Source organism: Nocardioides sp. (assembly GCF_047602075.1).
Taxonomy (GTDB): Bacteria; Actinomycetota; Actinomycetes; order Propionibacteriales; family Nocardioidaceae; genus Nocardioides.
This window is the reverse complement of sequence record NZ_JASGIF010000002.1, coordinates 850,817-872,779: the sequence shown is the minus strand read 5'-3', so window position 1 is coordinate 872,779 and position 21,963 is coordinate 850,817. Positions and strand designations below refer to the sequence as shown.

General features: G+C 67.3%; 18 protein-coding genes and 1 pseudogene. 7 read left to right on the top strand and 12 right to left on the bottom strand.

Translation table 11 applies throughout. From position 1 onward, the window contains the following. Positions 1 to 7: 7 nt before the first annotated feature. The 4 genes from cas7c to cas3 all read right to left on the bottom strand — a co-directional run bounded on the left by cas7c (position 8) and on the right by cas3 (position 5,958). The gene (gene cas7c, locus QM714_RS16900) at positions 8 to 889 is read right to left on the bottom strand and encodes a type I-C CRISPR-associated protein Cas7/Csd2 (protein WP_415102505.1); all 882 of its coding nucleotides are present in this window, start codon (positions 887 to 889) and stop codon (positions 8 to 10) included. A 2-nt stretch (positions 890 to 891) separates the two neighbouring features. Further along, positions 892 to 2,736: a type I-C CRISPR-associated protein Cas8c/Csd1 gene (locus QM714_RS16895; RefSeq protein ID WP_415102504.1), complete on the bottom strand. Its 1,845-nt coding sequence runs from the start codon at positions 2,734 to 2,736 to the stop codon at positions 892 to 894. Continuing rightward, on the bottom strand, positions 2,733 to 3,425 hold the full coding sequence (cas5c, locus tag QM714_RS16890) for a type I-C CRISPR-associated protein Cas5c (protein WP_415102503.1): 693 nt from the start codon (positions 3,423 to 3,425) through the stop codon (positions 2,733 to 2,735). Before cas5c ends, QM714_RS16895 begins: the two co-directional genes overlap by 4 nt. 235 nt (positions 3,426 to 3,660) lie before the next feature. Beyond that, on the bottom strand, positions 3,661 to 5,958 hold the full coding sequence (gene cas3, locus QM714_RS16885) for a CRISPR-associated helicase Cas3' (RefSeq protein ID WP_415102502.1): 2,298 nt from the start codon (positions 5,956 to 5,958) through the stop codon (positions 3,661 to 3,663). Between the two features lie 144 nt (positions 5,959 to 6,102). On the opposite strand from cas3, the gene QM714_RS16880 reads away from it, so the two are divergent. Together QM714_RS16880 and QM714_RS16875 are read left to right on the top strand one after the other, a co-directional pair. Then, positions 6,103 to 6,222 carry a DUF433 domain-containing protein gene (locus tag QM714_RS16880; RefSeq protein WP_415102501.1) on the top strand — a complete coding sequence of 40 codons (120 nt, stop codon included), beginning with the start codon at positions 6,103 to 6,105 and terminating at the stop codon, positions 6,220 to 6,222. Next, entirely contained in the window at positions 6,185 to 6,508 is a 324-nt protein-coding gene (locus QM714_RS16875; RefSeq protein ID WP_415102500.1) for a DUF5615 family PIN-like protein, read from the top strand. Before QM714_RS16880 ends, QM714_RS16875 begins: the two co-directional genes overlap by 38 nt. A 185-nt stretch (positions 6,509 to 6,693) precedes the next feature. On the opposite strand, the gene QM714_RS16870 is transcribed toward QM714_RS16875, so the two are convergent. From QM714_RS16870 to nrdR, 5 genes and pseudogenes are all read right to left on the bottom strand, one after another. Further along, positions 6,694 to 7,455: a DUF2786 domain-containing protein gene (locus QM714_RS16870; RefSeq protein ID WP_415102499.1), complete on the bottom strand. Its 762-nt coding sequence runs from the start codon at positions 7,453 to 7,455 to the stop codon at positions 6,694 to 6,696. Further along, complete coding sequence (locus QM714_RS16865; protein WP_415102498.1) at positions 7,440 to 7,748, bottom strand: hypothetical protein; 309 nt, start codon at positions 7,746 to 7,748, stop codon at positions 7,440 to 7,442. Before QM714_RS16865 ends, QM714_RS16870 begins: the two co-directional genes overlap by 16 nt. A 277-nt stretch (positions 7,749 to 8,025) precedes the next feature. Beyond that, positions 8,026 to 11,607 carry a vitamin B12-dependent ribonucleotide reductase gene (locus tag QM714_RS16860; RefSeq protein WP_415103052.1) on the bottom strand — a complete coding sequence of 1,194 codons (3,582 nt, stop codon included), beginning with the start codon at positions 11,605 to 11,607 and terminating at the stop codon, positions 8,026 to 8,028. Positions 11,608 to 11,712: 105 nt separating this feature from the next. Further along, positions 11,713 to 12,093 (bottom strand): annotated as a pseudogene (locus tag QM714_RS16855) (vitamin B12-dependent ribonucleotide reductase); the annotation flags it as partial. Between the two features lie 104 nt (positions 12,094 to 12,197). Beyond that, a complete protein-coding gene (gene nrdR, locus QM714_RS16850) occupies positions 12,198 to 12,773 on the bottom strand; it encodes a transcriptional regulator NrdR (RefSeq protein WP_415102497.1) in 576 nt (191 codons plus the stop codon). A gap of 307 nt (positions 12,774 to 13,080) precedes the next feature. Here nrdR and QM714_RS16845 point away from each other — a divergent pair, with 307 nt between their 5' ends. Then, the gene (locus QM714_RS16845; protein ID WP_415102496.1) at positions 13,081 to 13,413 is read left to right on the top strand and encodes a hypothetical protein; all 333 of its coding nucleotides are present in this window, start codon (positions 13,081 to 13,083) and stop codon (positions 13,411 to 13,413) included. Positions 13,414 to 13,523: 110 nt separating this feature from the next. On the opposite strand, the gene QM714_RS16840 is transcribed toward QM714_RS16845, so the two are convergent. Further along, entirely contained in the window at positions 13,524 to 13,922 is a 399-nt protein-coding gene (locus QM714_RS16840) for a LysM peptidoglycan-binding domain-containing protein (protein ID WP_415102495.1), read from the bottom strand. Positions 13,923 to 14,285: 363 nt separating this feature from the next. On the opposite strand from QM714_RS16840, the gene lexA reads away from it, so the two are divergent. Beyond that, positions 14,286 to 15,032, top strand: coding sequence for a transcriptional repressor LexA (gene lexA / locus QM714_RS16835; RefSeq protein ID WP_415102494.1), 747 nt, complete (start codon positions 14,286 to 14,288; stop codon positions 15,030 to 15,032). A gap of 693 nt (positions 15,033 to 15,725) precedes the next feature. Continuing rightward, the gene (locus tag QM714_RS16830; RefSeq protein ID WP_415102493.1) at positions 15,726 to 16,058 is read left to right on the top strand and encodes a hypothetical protein; all 333 of its coding nucleotides are present in this window, start codon (positions 15,726 to 15,728) and stop codon (positions 16,056 to 16,058) included. A 15-nt stretch (positions 16,059 to 16,073) separates the two neighbouring features. On the opposite strand, the gene QM714_RS16825 is transcribed toward QM714_RS16830, so the two are convergent. Beyond that, positions 16,074 to 18,233 (bottom strand): ATP-dependent DNA helicase, encoded by a 2,160-nt coding sequence (locus QM714_RS16825; protein WP_415102492.1) that lies wholly within the window; start codon positions 18,231 to 18,233, stop codon positions 16,074 to 16,076. A 151-nt stretch (positions 18,234 to 18,384) separates the two neighbouring features. On the opposite strand from QM714_RS16825, the gene QM714_RS16820 reads away from it, so the two are divergent. After that, positions 18,385 to 19,926 (top strand): MXAN_6640 family putative metalloprotease, encoded by a 1,542-nt coding sequence (locus QM714_RS16820; protein WP_415102491.1) that lies wholly within the window; start codon positions 18,385 to 18,387, stop codon positions 19,924 to 19,926. Positions 19,927 to 20,037: 111 nt separating this feature from the next. Here the strand turns inward: QM714_RS16820 and QM714_RS16815 are convergent, their stop codons facing one another. After that, on the bottom strand, positions 20,038 to 20,742 hold the full coding sequence (locus QM714_RS16815; protein ID WP_415102490.1) for a type 1 glutamine amidotransferase: 705 nt from the start codon (positions 20,740 to 20,742) through the stop codon (positions 20,038 to 20,040). A 257-nt stretch (positions 20,743 to 20,999) separates the two neighbouring features. Here QM714_RS16815 and QM714_RS16810 point away from each other — a divergent pair, with 257 nt between their 5' ends. After that, entirely contained in the window at positions 21,000 to 21,962 is a 963-nt protein-coding gene (locus tag QM714_RS16810; RefSeq protein ID WP_415102489.1) for a PDR/VanB family oxidoreductase, read from the top strand. Position 21,963 lies beyond the last annotated feature (1 nt).

The window sequence follows — 21,963 nt, the reverse complement described above, 5'->3', positions numbered from 1 at the left end:
GAGACATTCAGACGAGCCTGCTGTAGCTGACCCCACTCGGCACGGACGCGGGCTCCACAATCACGTAGTCCTCGAACCGTGCGGGCGGAGGCGCGTCGCCGACGTTGACTCGCTGGATGACCACGCTATCGAGCAGGGCCCGAGCCGGCGCGTTCCCAAGGGGGTTGTCGTGGCTGAAGACGAACAGGCCACGGGCGTTGACGTCCGGCCGTGCAGCACTCCTGGTGACTTCGAACATCGTTGCCAGCGTGGCCCAAAGGGTCTGAAGGTCCTCGCGCGTAACCTGGTTATTCCTGGTGGGCTGGTAGTGGATTCGCGCAGCGTAGAGACCATAGGGGATGACGGTCTTGTTGCCCATCTGGGAGGCGTTGTCCTTGTCCTCCTCCTTGGTGGACGCGGTGCGCGTGATGCTGAGGTCCATGGGTAGCACAGCATCCAGCGATCGTCCGATCCCCACGCTGACCGGCCCCGTGACCTTTCCGGCCTGTGCCTTTCCAGTCGAGAGCACCGCCCCGAACATCCGATTGTCGAAGTATCGCTCGATCATCAGCCGCTGAACTGTCACAACGTTCGCGCCGGCGGCCTTCTTGTCCGTCTTGGAGAGTCCAAGCTCGTCGTACGCCGCCTCAAGCTGCTCGTTCAAAGAGACACCCCGGCGGATGAAAATGCCGTTGCGCTCACCGCGCAGCAGCCCCTGCTCGACCTGGAACGCCACAGAGTCCCGGATCTTCCGCTTCAAGCTGGCGTCAGACACGATCCCTTGGCCAGTCTCGAGGTCGGTGCGAGGCTTGCCAGCATTGTCAGGGTCGCCGTTCGGGTTCGAATCGATCGCATCGAACAGAAAGAGCGCGTCGTGCTTCTTGGCGGGATCGAGATGGATGTCGGACATGTCTAGTTCTCCTCCGTGTCGGCGGAATCTGGGTGGTCCTTGAGCTTGTTGCGCTTCGAACGCTCGATCGCTGCCTGAATATCCGACTCGCGCTGCTGGAAGTAGCCTGCGATCCAAGCTGCCTGCTCTCTTGAGCTCAGGCGGCCCGGCGCATCCTCGATCAGAGCATGCAACTTGGCGATCCGCCGCCAGAGCACAGCCGCATCTCTCGCACCCTTCTCTCCCTGTCGCCGCAGGGCGTGCTCGTGCTGCATGGAAAGCACAGTGAGCGCGGCCTCAACGCTCTGAGGGTTGAGCACGGCCCGCGCAAAGTACCTGTCCACGATTGAGGCGTTGACTTCACGCCCTGGAGCGTCCTCCCGTCTTGCGGATCGACGCTGAAGACTCTCTCGAACATAGAAGAGCCGCCCACTCAGGTAGGCCTTCTCACGGCGACTCTCATCGAGGTGTGCACTCATGGACAACTCCTTGTCGGTGCGGTTGAGAACAAGTCGGATCACAGCCAGGCGAGCCATCGCTCGTTGACGCGCCCGCCATCGGACGAGGTTGTCGTCATCAGCGAGCATCCTGACCTCGGCGAGGGCCCGGGAGACTGCGAGTTGAAGAAGGCCACGGGGTGGACGGATCCCGGTCAGCGCCGTAAGGAGCAGAGCCTCGAATGATCCCTCAGGCGCTCTCTCCTTGCGGTCGCCGGCAGGTGCTGGCCCGAGGGACTTGGCCAAGGTGCTGATCGGCAGGTACGGCCGATCGCGGTCGGGGTTCTCGATGTCCGTGAACCAGTTTGCGACGTGTTCCTGGACCTCAGCGAGCTCAAGATCGATCCAACGCCGGACGACGAGTCTTGCGACATTGCCCGAGAAGCTGAGGAAGTAGAAGCGTCCCAGGCTCCGCTCGTCACGGACACCAGAGACCACTGAGTTGTACAAGGCCTGCACGCGTTCGGGATTGAGCTTGCTGTCGTCCAGGCTGGTGATCTGGCCTTTGAGGAGATCCTCGGTTGCCCACCACACAGCGGCCGACGCGTCGCCGAGGTCAAAGCGATGCTCTGGATCGGCGGCGAGGTCATTGAAGGCGGTGACAGCAGCACCAGCGCATGAAGGACACAGCGGCGCCGACTTGAGGCCCGAACCGGTCGCTCCTCGGGCGGCCGAGGCGAAGTTGACGCTCATCAGCGCCACCTGGGAGGTCGACGTCGCCGGGATTCTGGCTCCCGCCAGCGACTGCGGGAGGGTGTCCACGACTGGCCCAAGCCGCCCGCAGGAGAGGCACAGTCCCTCAGCACCGCCGGACTTCGCCTCCGCGACGCGCGCTCCCCAGAACTGTTTCACGGACGCCTTCTCGAAGAATGCGCGGTCCTCGGCGTCGAACTGAAGAGCGATCGGGTCGATGTCCAGCCGCTTGAGGGCGAACGCATCAAGTCCAGCCACAGCAGCCTCAAGACCGGGCATGCCGAGGCGGACCCAGGCGATGTAGTCGTCGACGACGCGGTCCCCACTCTCGTCGGCGTACTCCTGCAGCAGTTCCGCAAACGCGTGCTGCTTGCGCTGCGCAACCCCGAGCTCACGTGCTCGAGCGGCGTCATCCTCAGCTGGCTTGGGACGCGCGAGGACAAACGCAGCCGTGTCGCACCCGATGATCGGGGGTGGGTTGTTGCTCCGATTCATATTGGGGATGACACGCATGGGCGCTGCGAGCTTGCCTTTTGGATCCTCCCGATAGAGCGCGCCGAGGCGACAACCCGAACCTCCGGTGAGGATTGTGAGCTCGAAACCCAGCGCCTTGCGCGCATAGCCAGGAGGGACAACTCCTTGGCTCGGCTGGTGCTTGGTCAACGCGGTGATGATCACGGGCCAACCTCCGCGTTGTGCTGGGCGAGGAGTCCGCGCCTGGGCACATGCATGACGCCGTTTTCGACTCGGGCGTCGAACCAGTCGTAGGTCTCTTTGCCGGTCCGCTCGTCATAGGTGATGGAGTGCAGCATGATGCCGAGGTCCTCATCCCACTTGACCGGCGCGGTGTCGTCGACCGGCTCGATGTCCGCGTGGAACTCACGCATGCCGAGGTACGGCGTCCTGAAGGTCTGGCCGTGATCGACCCGCCTGCGGAACTGCTCCCGCCACTTGGCCGCGTCCTGGTCGCGCGCTTCTGGGTGGACCCAGACGTGCGCATGGATGCGGTATCGAACGTCACGGAGCATGGTCGTCATCCGTTGCTGCACATGCTTGTCTGCATCGAGGTAGCCCTGCTTGACTGCATCCCGAGTGATCGGCACCGCCACCTCGTTGCGTCTCAGGTTGGTCCAGCGCACCGGCGCCAGCACGTCGATCCGCTCGATGACCCATCGGATCTCCGGCTTCCAGAACACGGTGGACAGGAGACCGATCGCTGCCGTTGGGGTCATCAGCGGGTAACTCAGACGCTCGCTCGTGAACTCGGGCCTGGTGAACGCTGCCGCGTCGCCCGCCACTTGGAGAGCAAGCGGCGGGTATCGGAAGGGCCCGGGTACCGCCAGCGCCGACCAGTCATGCGAAGCCATCAGACTATCTCTCTTCCGTGTACGGCTTGGCCGTGCCAAGGTAAAATCTTGACAAAGCTAGCGCGATCCGATAGGCAGGATCCTCTACATGCGGATGGCTGAGGGCCGATGCTGCGGAGAACGGGGGAACAGACGTCCCCGGGCTGTGATCCCGGGGACGTCTGCCTTGGGCTCCGGCCATAGCCGCACACGGTTGGGACTCCCAGCGTTACCGCTGCCACTGACCTGAGTGTCTTTACCATGTCGTGAGTCCGCCATCCAAGACAATCCCGCGTGACGGGTCGTACTCACCACTCCAGCGCAAGACACCCGGCGCGACAACCTCCACAAGTGGGTCCGCGCCGTGCCGCGGCAGGGTTGCTGAGTATCGCTGCAGCAGGCGGCGCTCGTCCCGGGTGAGCAGCCGCCTTGGATCCCCTTCAAGGCCGTCGAGGATGTCGCTGATGATTCGTCTCGTCTCGTTGTCGCCATACTCGGTAACCACCGCCGAGGCGGTCGGTGTCTTGATCATCCGGAATGCGTCCGCCACCGCTGGGAAGTCAAACTTCAGCCGCAGAGCATCGATCTCGTCCTGCATATCACGCGGCACATGGCGCCGATAGAAGGCCTTGAAGTAGTCGGCCAGGTCGGCGGGGCTGTCCAGGTGGCGTCCCTCATTGACAAACATGTCCCTGGTCAGGCTGGCAGCATCGGCGTAGTGGCCACCCGGGATGCCTGGATCCTCGGGCTCGAAGACGACCACACGTCCACCACGGACGCCGAGCTTCCCTTCCCTGTTGCAGCGTCCGGCGCTCTGCACCAGGCTCTCCGCCGGTGCCAGCGCGCGGTACACCACGGGAAAGTCGACGTCCACGCCAGCCTCGATCAACTGCGTTGACACCAGGAGCACAGGGGACTCTGCCTGGAGTAGTCGCTCGACCTCGTCGAGGACATCGAAGCGGTGTTGGGCGCACATGCGTGTTGAGAGGTGCAAGACGTCGACGGTGCCTGGGACATTCTGTTCGAGCAGAGCATGAAGCTCTTGCGCGTGACTCGTCGTGTTGGCGATGACGAGCGCCTGCGGCTCGCTGCTCAGCTCCACTGCAAGCTCTTCCCAAGACTGCTGATGCTTGCGCACCTCGTAGGTCACTCGCTGAGCCACGTCGGGCACATGATCAATCGGCACGATGTCGTGACATGTCATCGGGATGCCGCCCTCGGCGGGATCGCCACTCCACGGGCCAAGGCTCCAGAACGTCGGCTGGGTGGCCGAAGCGAGCAGTACTGTGACGTCGTACTGCTCGACCAACTGCCTCAGCAACATCAGGATTGTGGGCAAGACGTGCAAGGGCAGCGCTTGCACCTCGTCCAGCACGACCACCGAGCCCGCGATCCGGTGCAGCTTCCGCGAAGCGGCGGGCTTGCCCTTAAAGACCGACTCGAAGAGCTGGACCGTGGTTGTGACGATGAACTCCGCATCCCAATTCTCGGCAGTGAGCCTGCGCCACGAGTCCTCCTGGATGTCCGGATCCTCGACGTTGCTGTGATGCTCAAGCACTACCTCCAGGTGCAGATCCTCGAAGATTGCCCGATAGACCGCAGCGTTCTGCGTAGTGATCGACGTGTACGGCACGGCGATGATCACGCGGCGCTTGCCGAACTTGGCGGCATGATGGAGGGCGAAGGCGGCCGTCGCGAGAGTCTTGCCGCTCCCCGTGGGCGCCGGCAGGCGGTAGATCCCGTTCTGTGCGGCGATGGTGGCGTCCGTCGCGGCCGCAATCGACGCTTGGAAAGTCTGCTGCCGGAGCCGGTTCAGATCGTCGTTTGTCGACTTGTCGAAGCGTTGTTGTGAGTACCAGTGGTCGAAGTGGTCACGCAGCACGGCCATACCCAGGTGCTCACGAAGGCGGACCCACTCACTCGCCTTGAAGTGTGCCTCGGTGTCGAGGAAGTCCGCGTCGACCAACGCAGAGTGGACCATCCGAACGAAAAGCTCTCGGTTGCGTCGACGCTCGGCTTGCCTTGCACCGTCGAGGGACGTCGGGAGAGACACCGCTTCGGCTTCAGCGACGAGATCGACGCACAGCACCTCCCTCAGCCGATCGATCAGCGGATCGAGAAGGTGTGGGTCGTCCTCAAGGTCCTCCTCAATGCGCTCGAACTGCGAGCTTGCAGGCAACTGGTGGTGGTGCCCGAAGTTGGCGAGCGTCGCCACCTGAAAGGCGTCCGGGTTGCCCCGTAGCAACCAGCCCAGTCCGCCACCTTCCACCTTGTGGGGCACGCCCAGGTGACGCCGCACCCCGAGATCGCAAAGCCGCAGCGCCTCCTGCACCTCTTGGGTGAGCTTGCCCGCGTCGTGGGTGAGACCGAGGAAGTGCGCGATCGACTCGCCACCGAAAGCCGACGCAAACTCAGCAGCAAGGTCGCCGACTCGGGCAGAGTGTGCCTTGAAGGAGTGCCACCTGCCCTCCTCGTTGGGTGTGTGCGCGTATGCCGGTTCAGAGGCGGGCGTGAGGGGTCTCAACGGCGCAAGATCCCGCCACTGACGCGCCATGCCGCACCTCCCGATCCGAACCGCCCCGCCGTCCTGATCGGCAACCTAGCGGCCCTAGCTTGTAAGTGTCTCGGATACGACCGACACATCGCTCGCCAAAACAGCAGCAAGGCCGACCAGCCCCCGGCCCGCCATCGTCAGAGCATGTCTCTCCTCGACCGCATCGCCATCGATCCGGAGGTCGCCCACGGGCGACCGACGGTGCGCGGCGCCCGCATGCGCGTCAGTGACGTCCTCACCCTGCTCGCCGCCAGCGCTGGCTAGACTGCTTCGAGATCATGGGCACGAGGCGGACCATGTCACCGACATCGGGTCCGGCGATGCCTCGGACCAGGACATCTGGCCGCTTCGCACTCGTCAACGAAGCCGTCATCGTCACCAGGATGAGGACTTCTCGAACATGAGCGCACGCGGCGGCGAGGCCCCGGCGGTCGTCTGGATCCGGATCGGGAACACCCGCCGTGCTGCACTATTGGCGTGGTTCGAGCCGCTGATCGGCGAGATCGTTGCCCTCATCGACAACGGACAGCGCCTCATCGAGCTGCGCTGAGGATAACCAAGCGGCGCGCTCTCTTGGGAATAGCCGTCAGCTCAAAGAGACTCAGGAAGATGTCGGCGCCGTAGGTCCCGAGGTCGACGATCAGGTCGGTCCGCCACCTCCAACCTTGTGAAGCACGCCCAGTGAGCGCCGCGCACCGAAATCGAATAGCCGCTGGGCGAGCTGAACATCCAACCTCACCACAACAACTCGCCCGAGTCGAGCTTGGCCAGGTCGGCCGCTTGGCGCCCAGCGGCGGAGCCGACTAGGTCCCAACCGCCGCGGACACCGCTGCCGACCAGGGTGTCGGAGTAGCGCTCGTGCATGAACTCCTCGACCGCGTCCTCGCGCGAGCGCAGCACCGGCAGCGCCGCGCCGGAACCGCTGTCACCGAGCACATCGGCGTTGGCCGACGTCAGCCGCTCCCCGATCCGCCCGGCGTAGGCGACCAGGAACGAGGCACGAAATGACGGCTGCCTGCCGCGACGCCCCCAATTGTTGTTGCGACCAGCCTCGGCCAAGGCCTGCTGGGCCTGCACGAGCAACGAGGTGAACAGGAGCTCGACGGCGGCCAGATCACCCGCGTGGCCGAGCACCGAGCACATCGCGAGGTCTTGCAGGAGGACGACGCGACAGCGGTTGGCGAGCGCCACTGCGCTCAACAGACTCGCCTTCGCATCGGAGTACGGCGCGTCGACCGGCAAGCGCATCATCCGCGGCACGTCAGCCGTCTCTGGATGGTCCACCAACGCTTGATCGATGGCGTGGCGCGTCATCAACACCTGCGCTTTGGCGGTGTAGGTGCTGGCCTCTTCCTCGAACGGGGTCGCCTCGGCCTTGGCGAGCAGTTTCCGGATCCGATCGAGCGTCGGGTCCGCGGCGGCACCATAGGACGCCGGCACTCCGACGCCGACCTTCGTGTCTGATGCGCCGGGTGGCGAGATCAGCACATCGAGCACGGCAGCCTTGAGCCACGCGCCATCACCTTGACGGCGACCAGGTAGCCCTCGTCGGCGGCGAGGCCCTCGCGGGCTCGCCATGCGGCCAACCAACCAGGGCGGATCGACTGGTCTCGCTGAGAGAGCTCGCGAATCTGCTGCGCCCAACGGTCGTCGACAGCACCCTCCAGCGCGGCATGAGCGGCCGTGACGCCCAACTCGACCAGCCGGCCGGCCACGGCCCCACAGGTCCTGCGGACCTCGCGAGCCAACTCCTGGGGCTGCCACCCAGACTCGAAGAGAGCCTGGCACATGTCCACCAGGATCTGCTCGCCATAGCTGTCAGCCAGGTGTGTATTCAGCGCGGCGAGGCGTTTCGCGGCTCGTTGCGAATCACCACCGACCTGAGCATCGCGCTCGAAGCTCGAACCAGGCAGAGGCGACCAGGAACGACGGGGCGGGCGGGAACGCCTCCCACGAGTCGCCACCACCTCTGCCCTGACCGCGACTGCGTGGCGTGCCGCGGCGCTGCCGGGCTTTGGCCTTCGCGGCCCGTCGTGCCCTTGTTGTTCTTGCCCACCGAGTCCCCGATCAGCTGCAGCCGCTGGTGGAGCCGCAGCCCTCGCAGACGTAGCAAGAGCCGGCCGGGCGCATCTTGGTGCCGCAGGTCATGCAGAGTGGGGAGTCGACGGCGGTGCCGGTGATCTTCTCCAACAGCTCGGCAGAGGTGTGAGCCTGCGCTGTCGATGCCTCGACCGTGGCCTCGACAGGCTCGACGATCTCGATCGTCGGGGCAACCTCCAAGATCTCCGGAGCAGCGTCGTGGTGGTCGGACTTGAGCGACTCGGCCTCGCTGAGCTCGAGCGGCTCGTAGGAGCCGGTCTCGAGGTAGCGCTGCCGCTCCTCGGCGGAGTGAATGCCCAGGCTCGCCCGCTCCTCGAAGCTCATGTAGTCCAGCGCGAGGCGGCGGAAGATGTAGTCCATGATCGACTGCGCCATCCGCACGTCCGGGTCGTCGGTGAGGCCGGCCGGCTCGAAGCGCAGGTTGGTGAACTTCGAGACGTAGGTCTCCAACGGCACGCCGTACTGCAAGCCGATCGACACCGCGATCGAGAAGGCGTCCATCACACCGGCCAGCGTCGAACCCTGCTTGCCGAGCTTGAGGAACACCTCGCCCAGCTCGCCGTCGTCGTGGGCGCCGGAGGTCATGTAGCCCTCCGCCCCGCCGACGGTGAACGAGGTCGTGCGCGAGGCGCGAGACTTCGGCAGCCGCTTGCGGGTGGGGCGGTAGACGATCTTCTCCACCGTGGCGGCTTCGGTCCCCTCCTCCGCGACCGAGCCGCCGGCCGGGACTGCGGAGTCCGCGCCCTTCGCCTTGGCGTCGGCGAGCGGCTGGCCGACCTTGCAGTTGTCGCGGTAGATCGCGGTGGCCTTCAAGCCGAGCTTCCAGGACTCGAGGTAGACGTCCTTGATGTCCTCCACCGTCGCCGACTCGGGCAGGTTGACGGTCTTGGAGATCGCACCGGACAAGAACGGCTGGCAGGCCGCCATCATCCGCACGTGCCCCATCGGCGCAAGCGCCCGAGCGCCCATCGCGGTGTCGAAGACCTCGTAGTGCTCCGGCTTGAGGCCGGGTGCGTCGATGACATGGCCGTGCTCGGCGATGTAGGCGACGATCGCCTCGACCTTCTCCTCGTCGTAGCCGAGCTTGGTCAGCGCGCGCGGGATGGTCTGGTTGACGATCTGCATCGAGCCACCGCCGACCAGCTTCTTGAACTTGACCAGCGAGAAGTCCGGCTCGATGCCGGTGGTGTCGCAGTCCATCATGAAGCCGATAGTGCCGGTCGGCGCGAGCACCGACGCCTGCGCGTTGCGGAAGCCGCTGATCGCACCGAGCGCGACCACGTCGGCCCACGCCTTCGAGGCCAGCTTGTGCACCGCACCGTCGACCGAGGTCAGCGTGCGCAGTGCGTCGTCGGCGGCCTGGTGCTTGCGCATCACCCGCTGGTGGGCGTCGGCGTTGCGGTCGTAGCCGACATACGGTCCGACCACCGCGGCCAACTCGGCAGAGCGCTTGTACGACGTGCCGGTCATCAGACTGGTAATCGCAGCCGCCATCGACCGGCCGCCGTCGGAGTCGTAGCCCAGGCCCATCGCCATCAGCAGCGCGCCGAGGTTCGCATAGCCGATGCCGAGCTGGCGGTAGTCGCGGGTGGTCTGCCCGATCGCCTCGGTCGGGAAATCGGCGAAGCAGATCGAGATGTCCATCGCGGTGATGATCAGCTCCACCGCTCGAGCGAACCGCTCCGCGTCGAAGGTATCGTCGTCGGTGAGAAACTTGAGCAGGTTGAGCGAGGCCAGGTTGCACGAGGAGTTGTCCAGCGACATGTACTCCGAGCAGTTCGCCACCACGACGCCGCTCACGATGTAGGAGTGGTTGCGGGGTTCGGTGAGGTTGTAGGTCGTCTCGAAACCTCGGGAGGCGCGCGACACCAATGTCACCGTCTCGTCCTTGCGGTAGGCGGCGTGGTCGTCGATGACGTGGGTCAGACGGGCGGTCTTGGCGGGCAGCGTGAAGTCGACCTGGGCGGCGAACTCCCTCACCGAGCGGCCGGTGACGCGCAGATCGAAGCTGGGGCCGTCGGAACCGTACGTCGCCTCAGAGCCGTCCTTGCGGGTGTAAGCGAATGAGTTCGACTTGACGCCGGTGTTGTAGAGCCGAGCGGCCATGCCGAACGATCCGAGCAGCTCCTGCACTCCGAGCAGCAGCTCCTCAGAACGGCTGCCGAGGCCGACGTAGCGGGTCCCCTTCACCTCGTCGTCGACCACGCAACCGTCCGCGTCGAAGAGCCCTCGCAAGAAGGCGAGGACGGCGTCCTCCGGTGCCTCGAAGACGGACTCGGGAACGACCTTCTGAGGTGCCTTGGCGCCGGTCACCCCGAGGGCGCGGAAGAAGGCCACGACGTCTCGCTTGGCCGACCGCAGCTGGATCGTGCCGTTGGGCTGGACGCTGGGCTTCGCGTCGAGACCGGTCCAGGCGCGGAGCAACGCCTGGTGCCGGGGCATCACGTGGAGGCGGTCGTCCTCGGAGCCGTAGACGAGCGTCAGGCAGCCGTCGGTGACGCATCCGTCGCCTACCAGCCAACCGACCAGGTGAGCGAGGTCCTCGTCCCACTTCTCCGGCAGGTTCAACGCCGAAGCCCGGCGGGCGATCCTCAGCGCCGACTCGGGGAGCTCGGCACCGGCCAGGGGCCGACCCGCGAAGTGGAGCGACTTGGTGACTCGGTCGTCAGCCTGGAGATCCTCGGCATGCACCCAGCCCCGGTTGGCGGTCCACACCCGGTGGTTGGGGGTGCAGCGCAGCCGTGACCCGTCGGAGAACCGTAGCTCAAGGATCTCGTTGGTCCCGGTGACCATGTAGCGCACCGTGCGAGTGGCCACGATCCGGTCAGCCGGCTCGCTGGCCGAGGTGGCATCGTGGGTGTAGACGTCGAAGTGGTCGCCCTCGGCGGCACGACTCACCAGGTCTCCGATACGGATCAGACCACGGTCGGTCATCACCCGCTGATCCGCGGGGAAGCACGGGTTAGATGCCGTGATCCGCCCGGTCTCGGGGTTGGTGTGCCAGTCGTTGATGGTGTCGTCGTACTGCAGACCGGGGTCGGCGCACTCCCACGCCGCGTGGGCGATCTTGTCGAACAGCTCGCGGGCGTCGACGGTCTCGATCACCTCACCGGTCTGGCGGGCGCGCAGACCGAACTCGCGGCCCTCCTCGACCGAACGCATGAACTCGTCGGAGACGCGCACGGAGTTGTTGGCGTTTTGATACTGCACCGAGGTGATGTCGGCGCCGCCGAGGTCCATGTCGAAGCCGGCGTCACGCAGCGCGCGGATCTTGTCCTCCTCGCGCGCCTTGGTCATCACGAACTCCTCGATGTCGGGGTGGTCGACGTCGAGCACGACCATCTTCGCCGCCCGGCGGGTGGCGCCGCCGGACTTGATGGTGCCCGCGGAGGCGTCGGCGCCCCGCATGAAGGAGACCGGCCCGGAGGCGGTGCCACCGGAGGAGAGCAGCTCCTTCGACGAGCGGATTCGAGAGAGGTTCAAGCCGGCGCCCGAGCCGCCCTTGAAGATGAAGCCCTCCTCCTTGTACCAGTTCAAGATCGAGTCCATCGAGTCGTCGACGGAGAGGATGAAGCACGCCGAGACCTGCTGCGGGGAAGCCGTGCCGACGTTGAACCACACCGGGGAGTTGAAGGAGAAGTACTGGTGCACCAGCAGCCAGGTGATCTCCTCCTCGAAGATCCGGGCCTCGCGGGTGGTGGCGAAGTAGCCGTGCTCCTCACCGGCCGCGCGGTAGGTCTTGACGACCCGGTCGATCAACTGGCGCAGGCTCCACTCACGCGCCTCGGTGCCGACGGCGCCGCGGAAGTACTTCGTGGTCACGATCGTGGAGGCGTTGACGCTCCAGAAGTCGGGGAACTCCACGCCCTTCTGCTCGAAGACCGTCTCGCCGGTCTTCCAGTTGGTCTGCACGACGTCGCGCCGCTCCCAGGTGATCTCGTCGTAGGGGTGGGTCCCCTCGGTGGAGAAGACACGCGAGATCCTCAGGCCGCCCTTCTTGGGCGTCTTCGTCGTCGGTGCGGCCGTTTCGGTCATGCTCTGCCTCCGTGCTCTCTGATGCGTGGATCTCGTGGTGGGTTCTCGTGATGGGTGGAGAGCCCGGGACGCAGCTTCCCCACTACGTCCCGGGCAGTCTGTGGTTATCCGGTGGGTACGGCGTCGCGCGCGACGCGGCCGTCCGCCAACCGGGCGGGCGATGCGGCCCCGACGACCGGGTCGGGCTCCGCGCGGGTCTCGACGGGCTCGGCGACCGAGGCGGCGGGCTGCGTCCGCAGGCGGGCGATCTCCGCTTCGAAGTCGTCGGCGGACTCGAAGGCCCGATAGACGCTGGCGAACCGCAGGTAGGCGACCTCGTCGAGCTCGCGCAGCGGGCCGAGGATGGCCAGCCCGACCTGATGGGCCGGCACCTCGGCCCAGCCTTCGGCACGCAGGGTGTCCTCGACGTCCTGGCCGAGCCGAGCCAGCTGGTCTTCGGTCACCGGCCGGCCCTTGCAGGCCTTGCGGACCCCGGAGATCGCCTTGTCCCGGGCGAAGGGCTCACTGGCCCCGGATCTCTTGATCACCGTGAGCTGCATCAGCTCGACGGTGGTGAAGCGCTTGCCGCAACCGCCGCTGTCGGCGCTGCAGATCCGGCGCCGCCGGATCGAGCCGCCGTCCTCGGCGACCCGCGAGTCGAGCACCCGGGTATCGGTGTTCCGGCAGAACGGACAGTGCACGAGTGGCCCCCTCTCGCGGTGGAAAAAACCCCTCATCCTGTGAACAACCAGGCGCTGCCTGTGCATCCCGGACGGGTGAGTTGTGAACTAAATGTGGAAAACTACATCGGTGTAACTACTAGATGTAGTGGTAACCGTACGTCGCGCCCCGAGGACGTGGCAAGGGGCCCGGGAAAGAAATTCCTTGCCCCCTCATCCGAGCGGCCATCGCCGCAGGTCAGCGGCCCAGCCCTCGGCAAGCAGGCGACCCGGAGTCGGCGTGTCGCGCCTGCGCCCGGCACACCGCTCGCTCGGCGACAATGGAGCGGTGGGCGACACCGAGACAGGGAAGCGGGCGGGGGCACGACGGGCCGCCCGCCCACCGCGTCGCTTCCGCGTCGGCGTCGCCGGCCAGGCCGTCGCCAGCGGACTCGCGGTCCTGGCCTGGGGCGTGTTGGTGTGGTTCGCGATCGACTTCGGTCGCCGGGCCCGCACCGGCGAGCCACGGGCCTGGTGGTTCATGGCGGCGCTGGCGGTGGGTGCCATCGCCTGCCTGTGCGTGGCGTTGATGCTGCTGCTCCGCCTGGCCCGCGCGACCGGCATCGTCGGCGAACGGCCCGGCCACACCCGCTCTCACGCCGCCTCGAAGCACGCCGACTGACCGCTACGACGAGGGTCGTCAAACCGCGAGGGGCGGAGCCGATCGGCTCCGCCCCTCGTCTTCCCCGGTTCGCCGGCTGGGGTCGAGGCAGCCGGCGAATTCTCTGGTGGCTACCCCGCTGCGGGCACCACGAGCTTCTGGCCGGCCTGGAGACCGCCGGTGTCCATGTCGTTGAGCTCCTGGATGTGGGCGACCATGTCGCGCACCTGCCCCGCGGGTGCGATGTCACCGGCGATCTGCCACAGCGTGTCGCCGTCCCCGACAGTGATCACGCGAGTCCGCTCGGGCTCGTCCGTGGCCGCCGACCGAGCGCCGAACCCGAACGCCAACCCCAAGATCAGCAGCAGCGATCCGGCGAAGACCACGAGTCGTCCGCGCCGCGTGAGCCGGACCTGACCCCTCGCGACGGGCCGGGCACTGGGCCGAGTCGGTCGGGCGTGGGACGGGTGGACCTGGGTCGGGCGAGTCTGGATCGTCCGGGGCTGCGGCGTGATGGCGATGGCGCTCATCGGAACCTCCTGGGGAAGTGGCGGGCCGCTCGGCCCGCCAGTCGGAACCTGTTGCTCGGTGTGTGTCTGCTCGGTGCTTCTCTGCTTGGTGCTTGTTCTCGTCGCGCTGGACCTAGGTCTATCGAGCACCTCCGACAGAACCCCGCCCGACTCACTCGATCACACGTTCGATCGAACACGTGTACGACTTTAGAGCAAGTGTTCGAACCGATCAAGCGCCGACCCGAACAAATCTTCGAACCGTTCGCCACGTGGCCCACGACACGCCCGTTCGAACAACTGTTTGAAGCTGGGGCCCGATCGCACTAGCGTGAGACCACGACCAGGTCGCACCGACCGGGGCGGACAGGAAGGTGACGTGCGATGGCAGCGATCCGAGGATCGGGTGGGACATCTGGCTACTCCGACAACGTCACCGAGCTGCCCGACGGCGCGCCGGATGCCACCGGGCTGACCCCGCGTCAGCAGCGCGTGCTGGCGCACATCAAGGACTCCATCGAGAAGCGGGGCTACCCGCCGAGCATGCGGGAGATCGGTGAGGCCGTCGGGCTGACCAGCTCCTCCTCGGTCTCCCATCAGCTCAAGGTGCTGCAGGAGAAGGGGTTCCTCAAGCGCGACCCGCACCGGCCGCGCGCCATCGAGGTCTTCCTCCCGGAGGTGATGGCGGCTCGTCGCTCCATCTCGGCCGCCGAGGACTCCTCGGTCGACCCGACCGATATCGGCGACGCGATGCCCGCGGCGTCCTACGTCCCGGTCGTCGGTCGGATCGCCGCCGGTGGACCGATCCTGGCCGAGGAGCGCATCGAGGACGTCTTCCCGCTGCCGCGGCAGCTGGTCGGCGAGGGCACCCTGTTCCTGCTCGAGGTCTCCGGCGACTCGATGATCGATGCGGCCATCTGCGACGGCGACTACGTCGTGGTGCGGCAGGAGCAGACCGCAGAGAACGGCGACATCGTCGCGGCGCTGATCGACGGCGAAGCGACCGTCAAGACCCTGCAACGTCGAGACGGCCAGGTCTGGCTGATGCCGCACAACGAGCACTACGACCCGATCGACGGCACCAACGCCAGCATCTTGGGCATCGTCACCACCGTGCTGCGTCGGGTCTGACACCTCCGCCGATAAGCGGATGGCGGCCAGGCCTGGATCCGTGGAGAGGGGTGGAGAGGGGTCGCTGCCGGGGTGCTGGTGGCCTGGCGCGTTGGCCAAGGGCAACTACCGGGCACGGCAGTCCGTAGTGCTGGCTGCTTGCCGGGTTCTGGTCGGCTGGCGTCCTGCGGTCGCCGGTCCGCTGCGGGGTTGTGGCGTCTCCCGCGCCCTTGTTGGGGGTGAGTACCCGGTCTACCGGACACTCAGCCCCCACAACGGCGCACCAGACGGGCTCGGATGCAGTTTCGGCCCACTCGGTGCACCTGTCCCCGGGCCCAGAGCCGTCCTGATTCCCGGGGGTCACACGGGTTGCTGCTTTCACAAGGTATGTGGTGATGCCTGCACTTACCATGCGTCATTCACCGAGGTAAGCGGAGCGATCCCTACATACCTTGTGAAAACGGTGACAGGAGTGACCACCAGCGACCAGCAACCCGGCGAGCAGCCGCAAGCCGAGCACCGCTCACCCGGCGTAGCTGCCCTATCGGTCACAACCGAAGGCGGCCAGCAACCCGGAAGACGATCCCGACCACGCGCGGCGCTCACCGAGCGGTAGCTGCCCTTTCGCCCAGCACCGCCACCCGGGCCAACAACCCGCCAACGCACGGCTCCACCGTGGCGTGCCATCCACGGATCAGGGCTAAGGTGCCTGCCATGACCCTGCCGGCCCCGTGGTTCGTGGTCGTGACGTCACCGAACACCTACGCCACCCGCGAGGTCGATGCCGTGATCCCTCGCGTGCTGACCACGCTCGGCGGCGGGGAGCGTCAGGTGACGGTCGACGAGATCGACGCGCTGCATCTGGGGCCGGCCGGGACCGAGCCTGGCTATGACCGGATCCAGGTCGACCGATGGCTCGCGATGGCTCGCGCCGAGCTGGCGGAGCTGGAGGACCCCGACGTCCGGCTCTTCGACGGCAAGATGTTCGCCGTGATGGTGCCCTTGCTGGCGCTCGCGGTCCTGCTCGGTTGGTGGCTCACCCGCTGACCCTCACCCTCGGCGTCATCTGGCGGCCAGCCTGGTCAGCGCCTGCCGCACCACCGCCGGGTCCGTGGTGGACCACATCGGGGGAAGGCTGGCGCGCAGGAAGGAGCCGTAGCGCGCCGTCACCAGCCGCGGGTCCAGCACGGCGACCACACCCCGGTCGTCAGTGGTGCGGATCAGACGGCCGGCACCCTGGGCCAACAACAGGGCGGCATGGGTCGCCGCGACCTGCATGAAGCCGTTGCCTCCGGCCCGGTCGGCGGCGCGCTGTCGCGCCGACATCAACGGGTCGTCCGGCCGCGGAAACGGGATCCGGTCGATGATCACCAGCTGGCACGTCTCACCCGGGACGTCCAGCCCCTGCCACAGGCTCAACGTGCCGAACAGGCAGGTGTGCGGATCCTCGGTGAACTGGCGGGCCAGCTCCGGCAACTGTGCCTCGCCCTGCGCCACCGTGGTGAGGTGTGGCAGCCGCTCCCGGATCGCCTCGGCCGCCGTCTCGGCCGCCCGGCGGGAGGAGAACAGCCCGAGCGTCCGCCCCTGCGCCGCATCCACCAGCTCCGCGATCTCCGCGAGCTGCGCCTCCCCCAACCCGTCCCGCCCGGGTGGTGGCAGGTGCCGGGCGACATACAAGATCGCCTGCTTGCCATAGTCGAACGGCGACCCCACATCCACCCCCCGCCACGGGATCGGTCCCCCGTCACCGGCGTCAACCTGGGCACGGCCGGCCGCCGCGCCATCCGGCGGCGGCGGCGAGCCAGGGGGGTCCCCCGAAGGGCGTGGATGGGTCTGGCCCCCCTGCGCGAAGCCTGCGAGCGCACGGGTGGTTGCCCGCGGGGGACCCCCCTGGCTCGCCGGGGCCGCCTCCTGGCGCGGTTGCCGGCCCTCACTGACCGCCTCTTCCTCGGAGGGCTTCAGCCCGACCGAGGTGGCGATCGTGGAGAAGTCACCGCCCAGCCGGAGGGTGGCGGAGGTGAAGACCGCTGTCTTGTCGGAGAGCAGCTTCTCCCGCATCGGCCCCCAGACCTGCAGCGGAGCGACGCACAGCCTCGGCGGCATCCGCTCGCCGCCCTCGGAGAGCCACAGCACGTCGGCCTCGGAGTGCGCCACCATCCGCTCGGCGGTGACGAAGACCTCCTGGGCCAGGCCGCGCGCCTGGGTGCGGCCGGCCTCGGAGTCCCCGTCACCGGACTCCTGGGGGAACGCCGAGACACAGCCGCGAGCGGCGTCGCGAACCAGGGCGAGCGCATCGCCGAGCACCTCAGGCGTCGTGTCGAAGCGGCCCGACTCCACCTCGTCGATCGCACCTGCGAGCGCGCTGGCGGCGTCGTCGAGGTCGTCGGCCTCGCTGCCGTCGACCCAGCGCTGCGCACGTCGGGCCGCGCGCTCGACGTCGGCCACGGAGAGCTCGTCGGTCGACGCCTGGGTGATCCGCGCGGTCACCTCGTGGGCCTCGTCGATAACCACGCAGTCGTAGTCGGGGATCATCGGGACGCCCTCGATGGCGTCGATGGCCAGCAACGAGTGGTTGGTGACGACCAGGTGGGAGCGCTGCGCCCGCTCCCGGGCCAGCTCGGCGAAGCACTCGGCACCGAACGGGCACTTGGCGGCGCCGAGGCACTCACGATGGGTGACGCTGACTTGGCCCCAGATGCGTTCGGTGTGGCGCGGCGCGTGGTCGCGCTCGCCGGTGCCACCGCCCTCGGCCTCCTCTTCGGCCCACGCCCGCAGTGCGAGCACCTCCTTGCCCATCGAGCCCTCCGGGACCTCGACCAGCACTCCTTGGTCGTCGGGCACGCCCTCACGGATCCGGTGCAGGCAGGCGTAGTTGGAGCGGCCCTTCAAGACGGCGTACGACGTGTCGAGGTCTCGCTGGCCTCCCACCGCGTCGACCAGACGGGGTAGGTCTCTCTCGACGAGCTGGTGCTGGAGGGCCAAGGTCGCGGTGGCGATCACGACCCGGGAGTCGTGGACGAGCGCCGGCACCAGATAGCCGAGCGACTTGCCGGTGCCGGTGCCGGCCTGGACCAACAGGTGCCGGCCCGCGCCGAAGGCCTCGGCCACCTCCTCGGCCATGGTGAGCTGGCCCGCCCGATGTTCACCACCGAGCGCCGCCACGGCGACCTCGAGCAGGCGCGCGACCTCCGACTGCTGGGTGGAGGCGCTGGTCTCGGGCACCTCGGCACCATATCCGGGTGCACCGACCGCCTTTGGCCGCGTCAACAGGTGGGTGAGTCGGCCAAAGGTTTCCCGATTGTCGGCGATCCATGATGTGATCTCTCGTGGACTCGCCGCGGTGTCGTTCCGCGGCATACGTCAGGAGGATTCTTTGAGACGCAGCACTCTTGCGCGACTTGCCGTGGCGGCCGTCGCGACTGCCATGGTGGTGACCGCGCTGTCTGCGCCGGCCGGAGCCGAGCCCCCGTCGGTGACCTCGCCAGCGCCGCTCACGGCAGAGTCGGGCACGCGTCAGGCGCAGGCCGAGCAGGCGTTGGCCACGGTCGAGGCGCTGGCGCATCCGTCGGCCAAGGCTGCGGCCGGGGCCCACCGCGACGCGACGATGGCGTTGCGGGACCTGAGTCTGCTCAAGGGCGCGCTGCCGAAGTCCGAGCGCGCCAAGGCGGCGTCCTACCTCGCCCGGCCGACGAAGGGCACCGGCGGCTCGCCGTACTTGAAGTACAAGGTCAAGGAGGCCAAGCCGGTCTGCGGCAAGAAGGTCTGCGTCCACTACGTCACGAAGACCGCCGACAAGAGCACCGAGGCCTACGCCAAGCAGGCTCTCGCGGTGGTGACGCATGTCTGGCAGACCTACGCGAAGGCCGGCTACAAGACTCCGCCCGGCGACGGCAAGCTCGGCGGCAACAAGAAGTTCGACGTCTACCTCGGCCAGCTCGCCGACGACTACCTCTACGGCTATGTGACCACCGACCAGAAGCGGGGCAAGTCGCGCTGGTCCTACGGCGTGTTCGACAACAACTACACCGACACGGTCTTCAACACGCACACCCCGCTGCAGAACCTCCAGGTCACCGCGGCGCACGAGTTCTTCCACGGTGTGCAATACGCCTACGACGTCTACGAGGACGCCTGGTTCATGGAGGCCACCGCCACCTGGGCCGAGGACGAGCTCTACCCCGACGTCAACGACAACCTGCAGTACCTCACCTATGGACAGCTAGGTCAGCCGCAGTACCCGCTCGACGCCTTCTCAGGGGCCATCCACTACGGCAACTGGATCTTCTTCCGCTACCTGAGCGAGAAGTGGCCGCAGGCCAAGGCCGGGCTGCCCACCATCGTCCGGTCGATGTGGCAGAAGGCCGGCAAGAAGCAGTACTCCATCCAGGCGATCAGCTCGGTGCTGAAGGCCAAGAAGTCATCCTTCGCCAAGGAGTTCTCCCTGTTCTCCGCGAAGAACCGCTTCTCGCGGACCTTCTACGCCGAAGGTGCCGCGCAGGCCTACCCGGAGGCGCCGTTCGCCGACACCATCCCACTCGCCGCGAGCGCGCGAGTGGGCGGCACGGTCAAGTTGCGCTACCACCAGTCCTCGGCCGCGTGGCGTCTCCAGCCCAACGGTCTCGGCGCGGGCTGGAAGCTCCGGGTCAAGGTCGATCTCGCCGCCCCGAAGCAGCACCAGACGGCTGTCGTCGACACCATCACCGGCGGGACCCACAGCCTCCAGCTGATCAAGCTGAACAAGAAGGGCAAGGGCAGCGTGACCGTGCCGTTCGTGTCCGGGCAGAACCAGGTGGCCTTCACCCTGGTCAACGCAGGCACCGCCTACAAGTGCTGGAAGAGGACGATCTTCGCCTGCCAGGGCAAGTCGAAGAGCAACAACATCAAGGGGAAGATCACCTTCACCACGGTGCAGTAGCACCGGGCCGCTTCAATCCCGGGCTGCCCCACGGCGAGCTGCCTTGTGACCGAGGGCCCCTCCCGACTGCGGGAGGGGCCCTCGGTCATGAGCGGACCGGCCGGCTCGAGTTCAGCGGTGCGCGATCCGGTCCAAGAAGGTGTCGACCAAAGCCTGAGCACGGGCGCACGCGGCGGCTTCCTCGGCCCAGGTGGCCTCGCGAAGCAGGTCGGGGTCGAAGCCGCTGGCCCGCGCCACGGCGTCCCCGCCGTTGTCGAGCCATCCATGCAGCATCCCGGAGGTGAGCTCGGGATGGAACTGCACCGCCAGGTTGCGACGCAGCATGAATGCCTGGGAGCTGGTCGCGTTGCGAGCCACCTCCTCGGCTCCGGGCGGCAGCGTCCAGCGATCGTAGTGCCAGGCGAACCACGGCCCGTGCGGCACCAGCTCCGGGTCGTCGGAGTCGATGGTGACCCAGCCGATCTCGGCCGCCGGCGACCGTTCGACACCACCTCCGTGGGCCTGGGCCAGCAGCTGCCCGCCGAAGCAGATGCCGAGCACAGGGATATCGGCGGCGTCGGCTTCGCGCAGCAGCTGCGCCTCGGGAACCACCCACGAGCCGATGAGCTCCTCGTCGTAGACCGACCAGGCCGAGCCCATCACCACCACCATGTCGTAGTCGGTCACTGTGGGGAAGCGAGGCGCGACGCCCGGGGCGTCGTACTGCTCCTCGGGCACCACCTGGTGCAGGTCCATGTCGACCAGTCGCTCGGTCAGCCGATCTCCGACCGGACCTGGTGGGGAGACGTGGTCGTGCTGGATCACCAGTGCCCGCATGCGGTGCGCTCCTTCTCGCCGTGTCCCTCGAGCTGTCCCTCGAGGTGTCCCTAGCCGGGTCTCGTCGCGGTCGTCGTCGTGGCAGGTTGGGACCGGTCACGGCCGAGTCGGGCCCCGACGAGTCGAGGCCACCGGGGAGGCTTGTCGTCGCACCCGGCGGCCATTATCGTTCGGATCCTAATGGTCGCGTGCCGGTCGCGCGACCATCTGCTCACCCCCGACACTCATCGGGGCCGTCGTGGACGTGGAGTGTGGAGATGAGTCAACCGACGGTCGTCAGCGAGTACGAAGCCGACGTGATCGTGTCCGGGCTGAGTCACCCGGCCGACGACGTGGTCGAGGTGACGCTCGCCCATGCCGACGGATCGCCGCTGCCGCCCTGGACACCCGGCGCGCACATCGACCTGATGCTCGCCGATGGCCTGGTCAGGCAGTACTCCCTCTGCAGCAGCCCGGCCGAGCCGACGTCGTACCGCGTCGCCGTGCTGCGCACCCCCGACAGCCGAGGCGGCTCGGCGCAGGTCCACGAGTTGGCGCAGGGCCAGACGATCCGCATCCGGGGGCCGCGCAACAACTTCCCGCTGGTCACCTCGCCTCGCTACGTCTTCATCGCGGGAGGCATCGGAATCACCCCGATGCTGCCGATGATCGAGGAGGCCGATGCCGCGGGCGCCGAGTGGCAGCTGCACTACGGCGGGCGCACCCGCGCCTCGATGGCCTACCTCGACGTCGTCGAGAAGTATGCCGACCGCGTCAGCGTCGTGCCGCAGGATCAGGCGGGGCTGCTGGATATCGGCGGCATCCTCGGCGCTCCCGACCCCCGCACCCTGGTCTACTGCTGCGGCCCGGAGCCGCTGCTGACAGTGGTCGAGCAGCAGGCCGCCGCCTGGCCCTCGGGGGCGCTGCACCTGGAGCGGTTTGCCGCGAAGGAGATCGAGCGCGACGGTGAGGACGGCTCCTTCGAGCTGGTGCTGCAGCGGACGGGCATCTCGGTGACCGTCCCCGCGGACAAGACCGTCTTCGACACCATGCGTGACGCCGGCGTCCCCGTGCTCGGCTCCTGCCTCGAGGGCATCTGCGGCACCTGCGAGACCGGTGTCCTCGAAGGCGAGGTCGACCATCGCGACTCCGTGCTGGATCCCGACGAGCAGGAAGCCCACGATTGCATGATGGTCTGCGTCTCTCGCGCCAAGGGCCCCCGGCTCGTGCTGGACGCGTGAG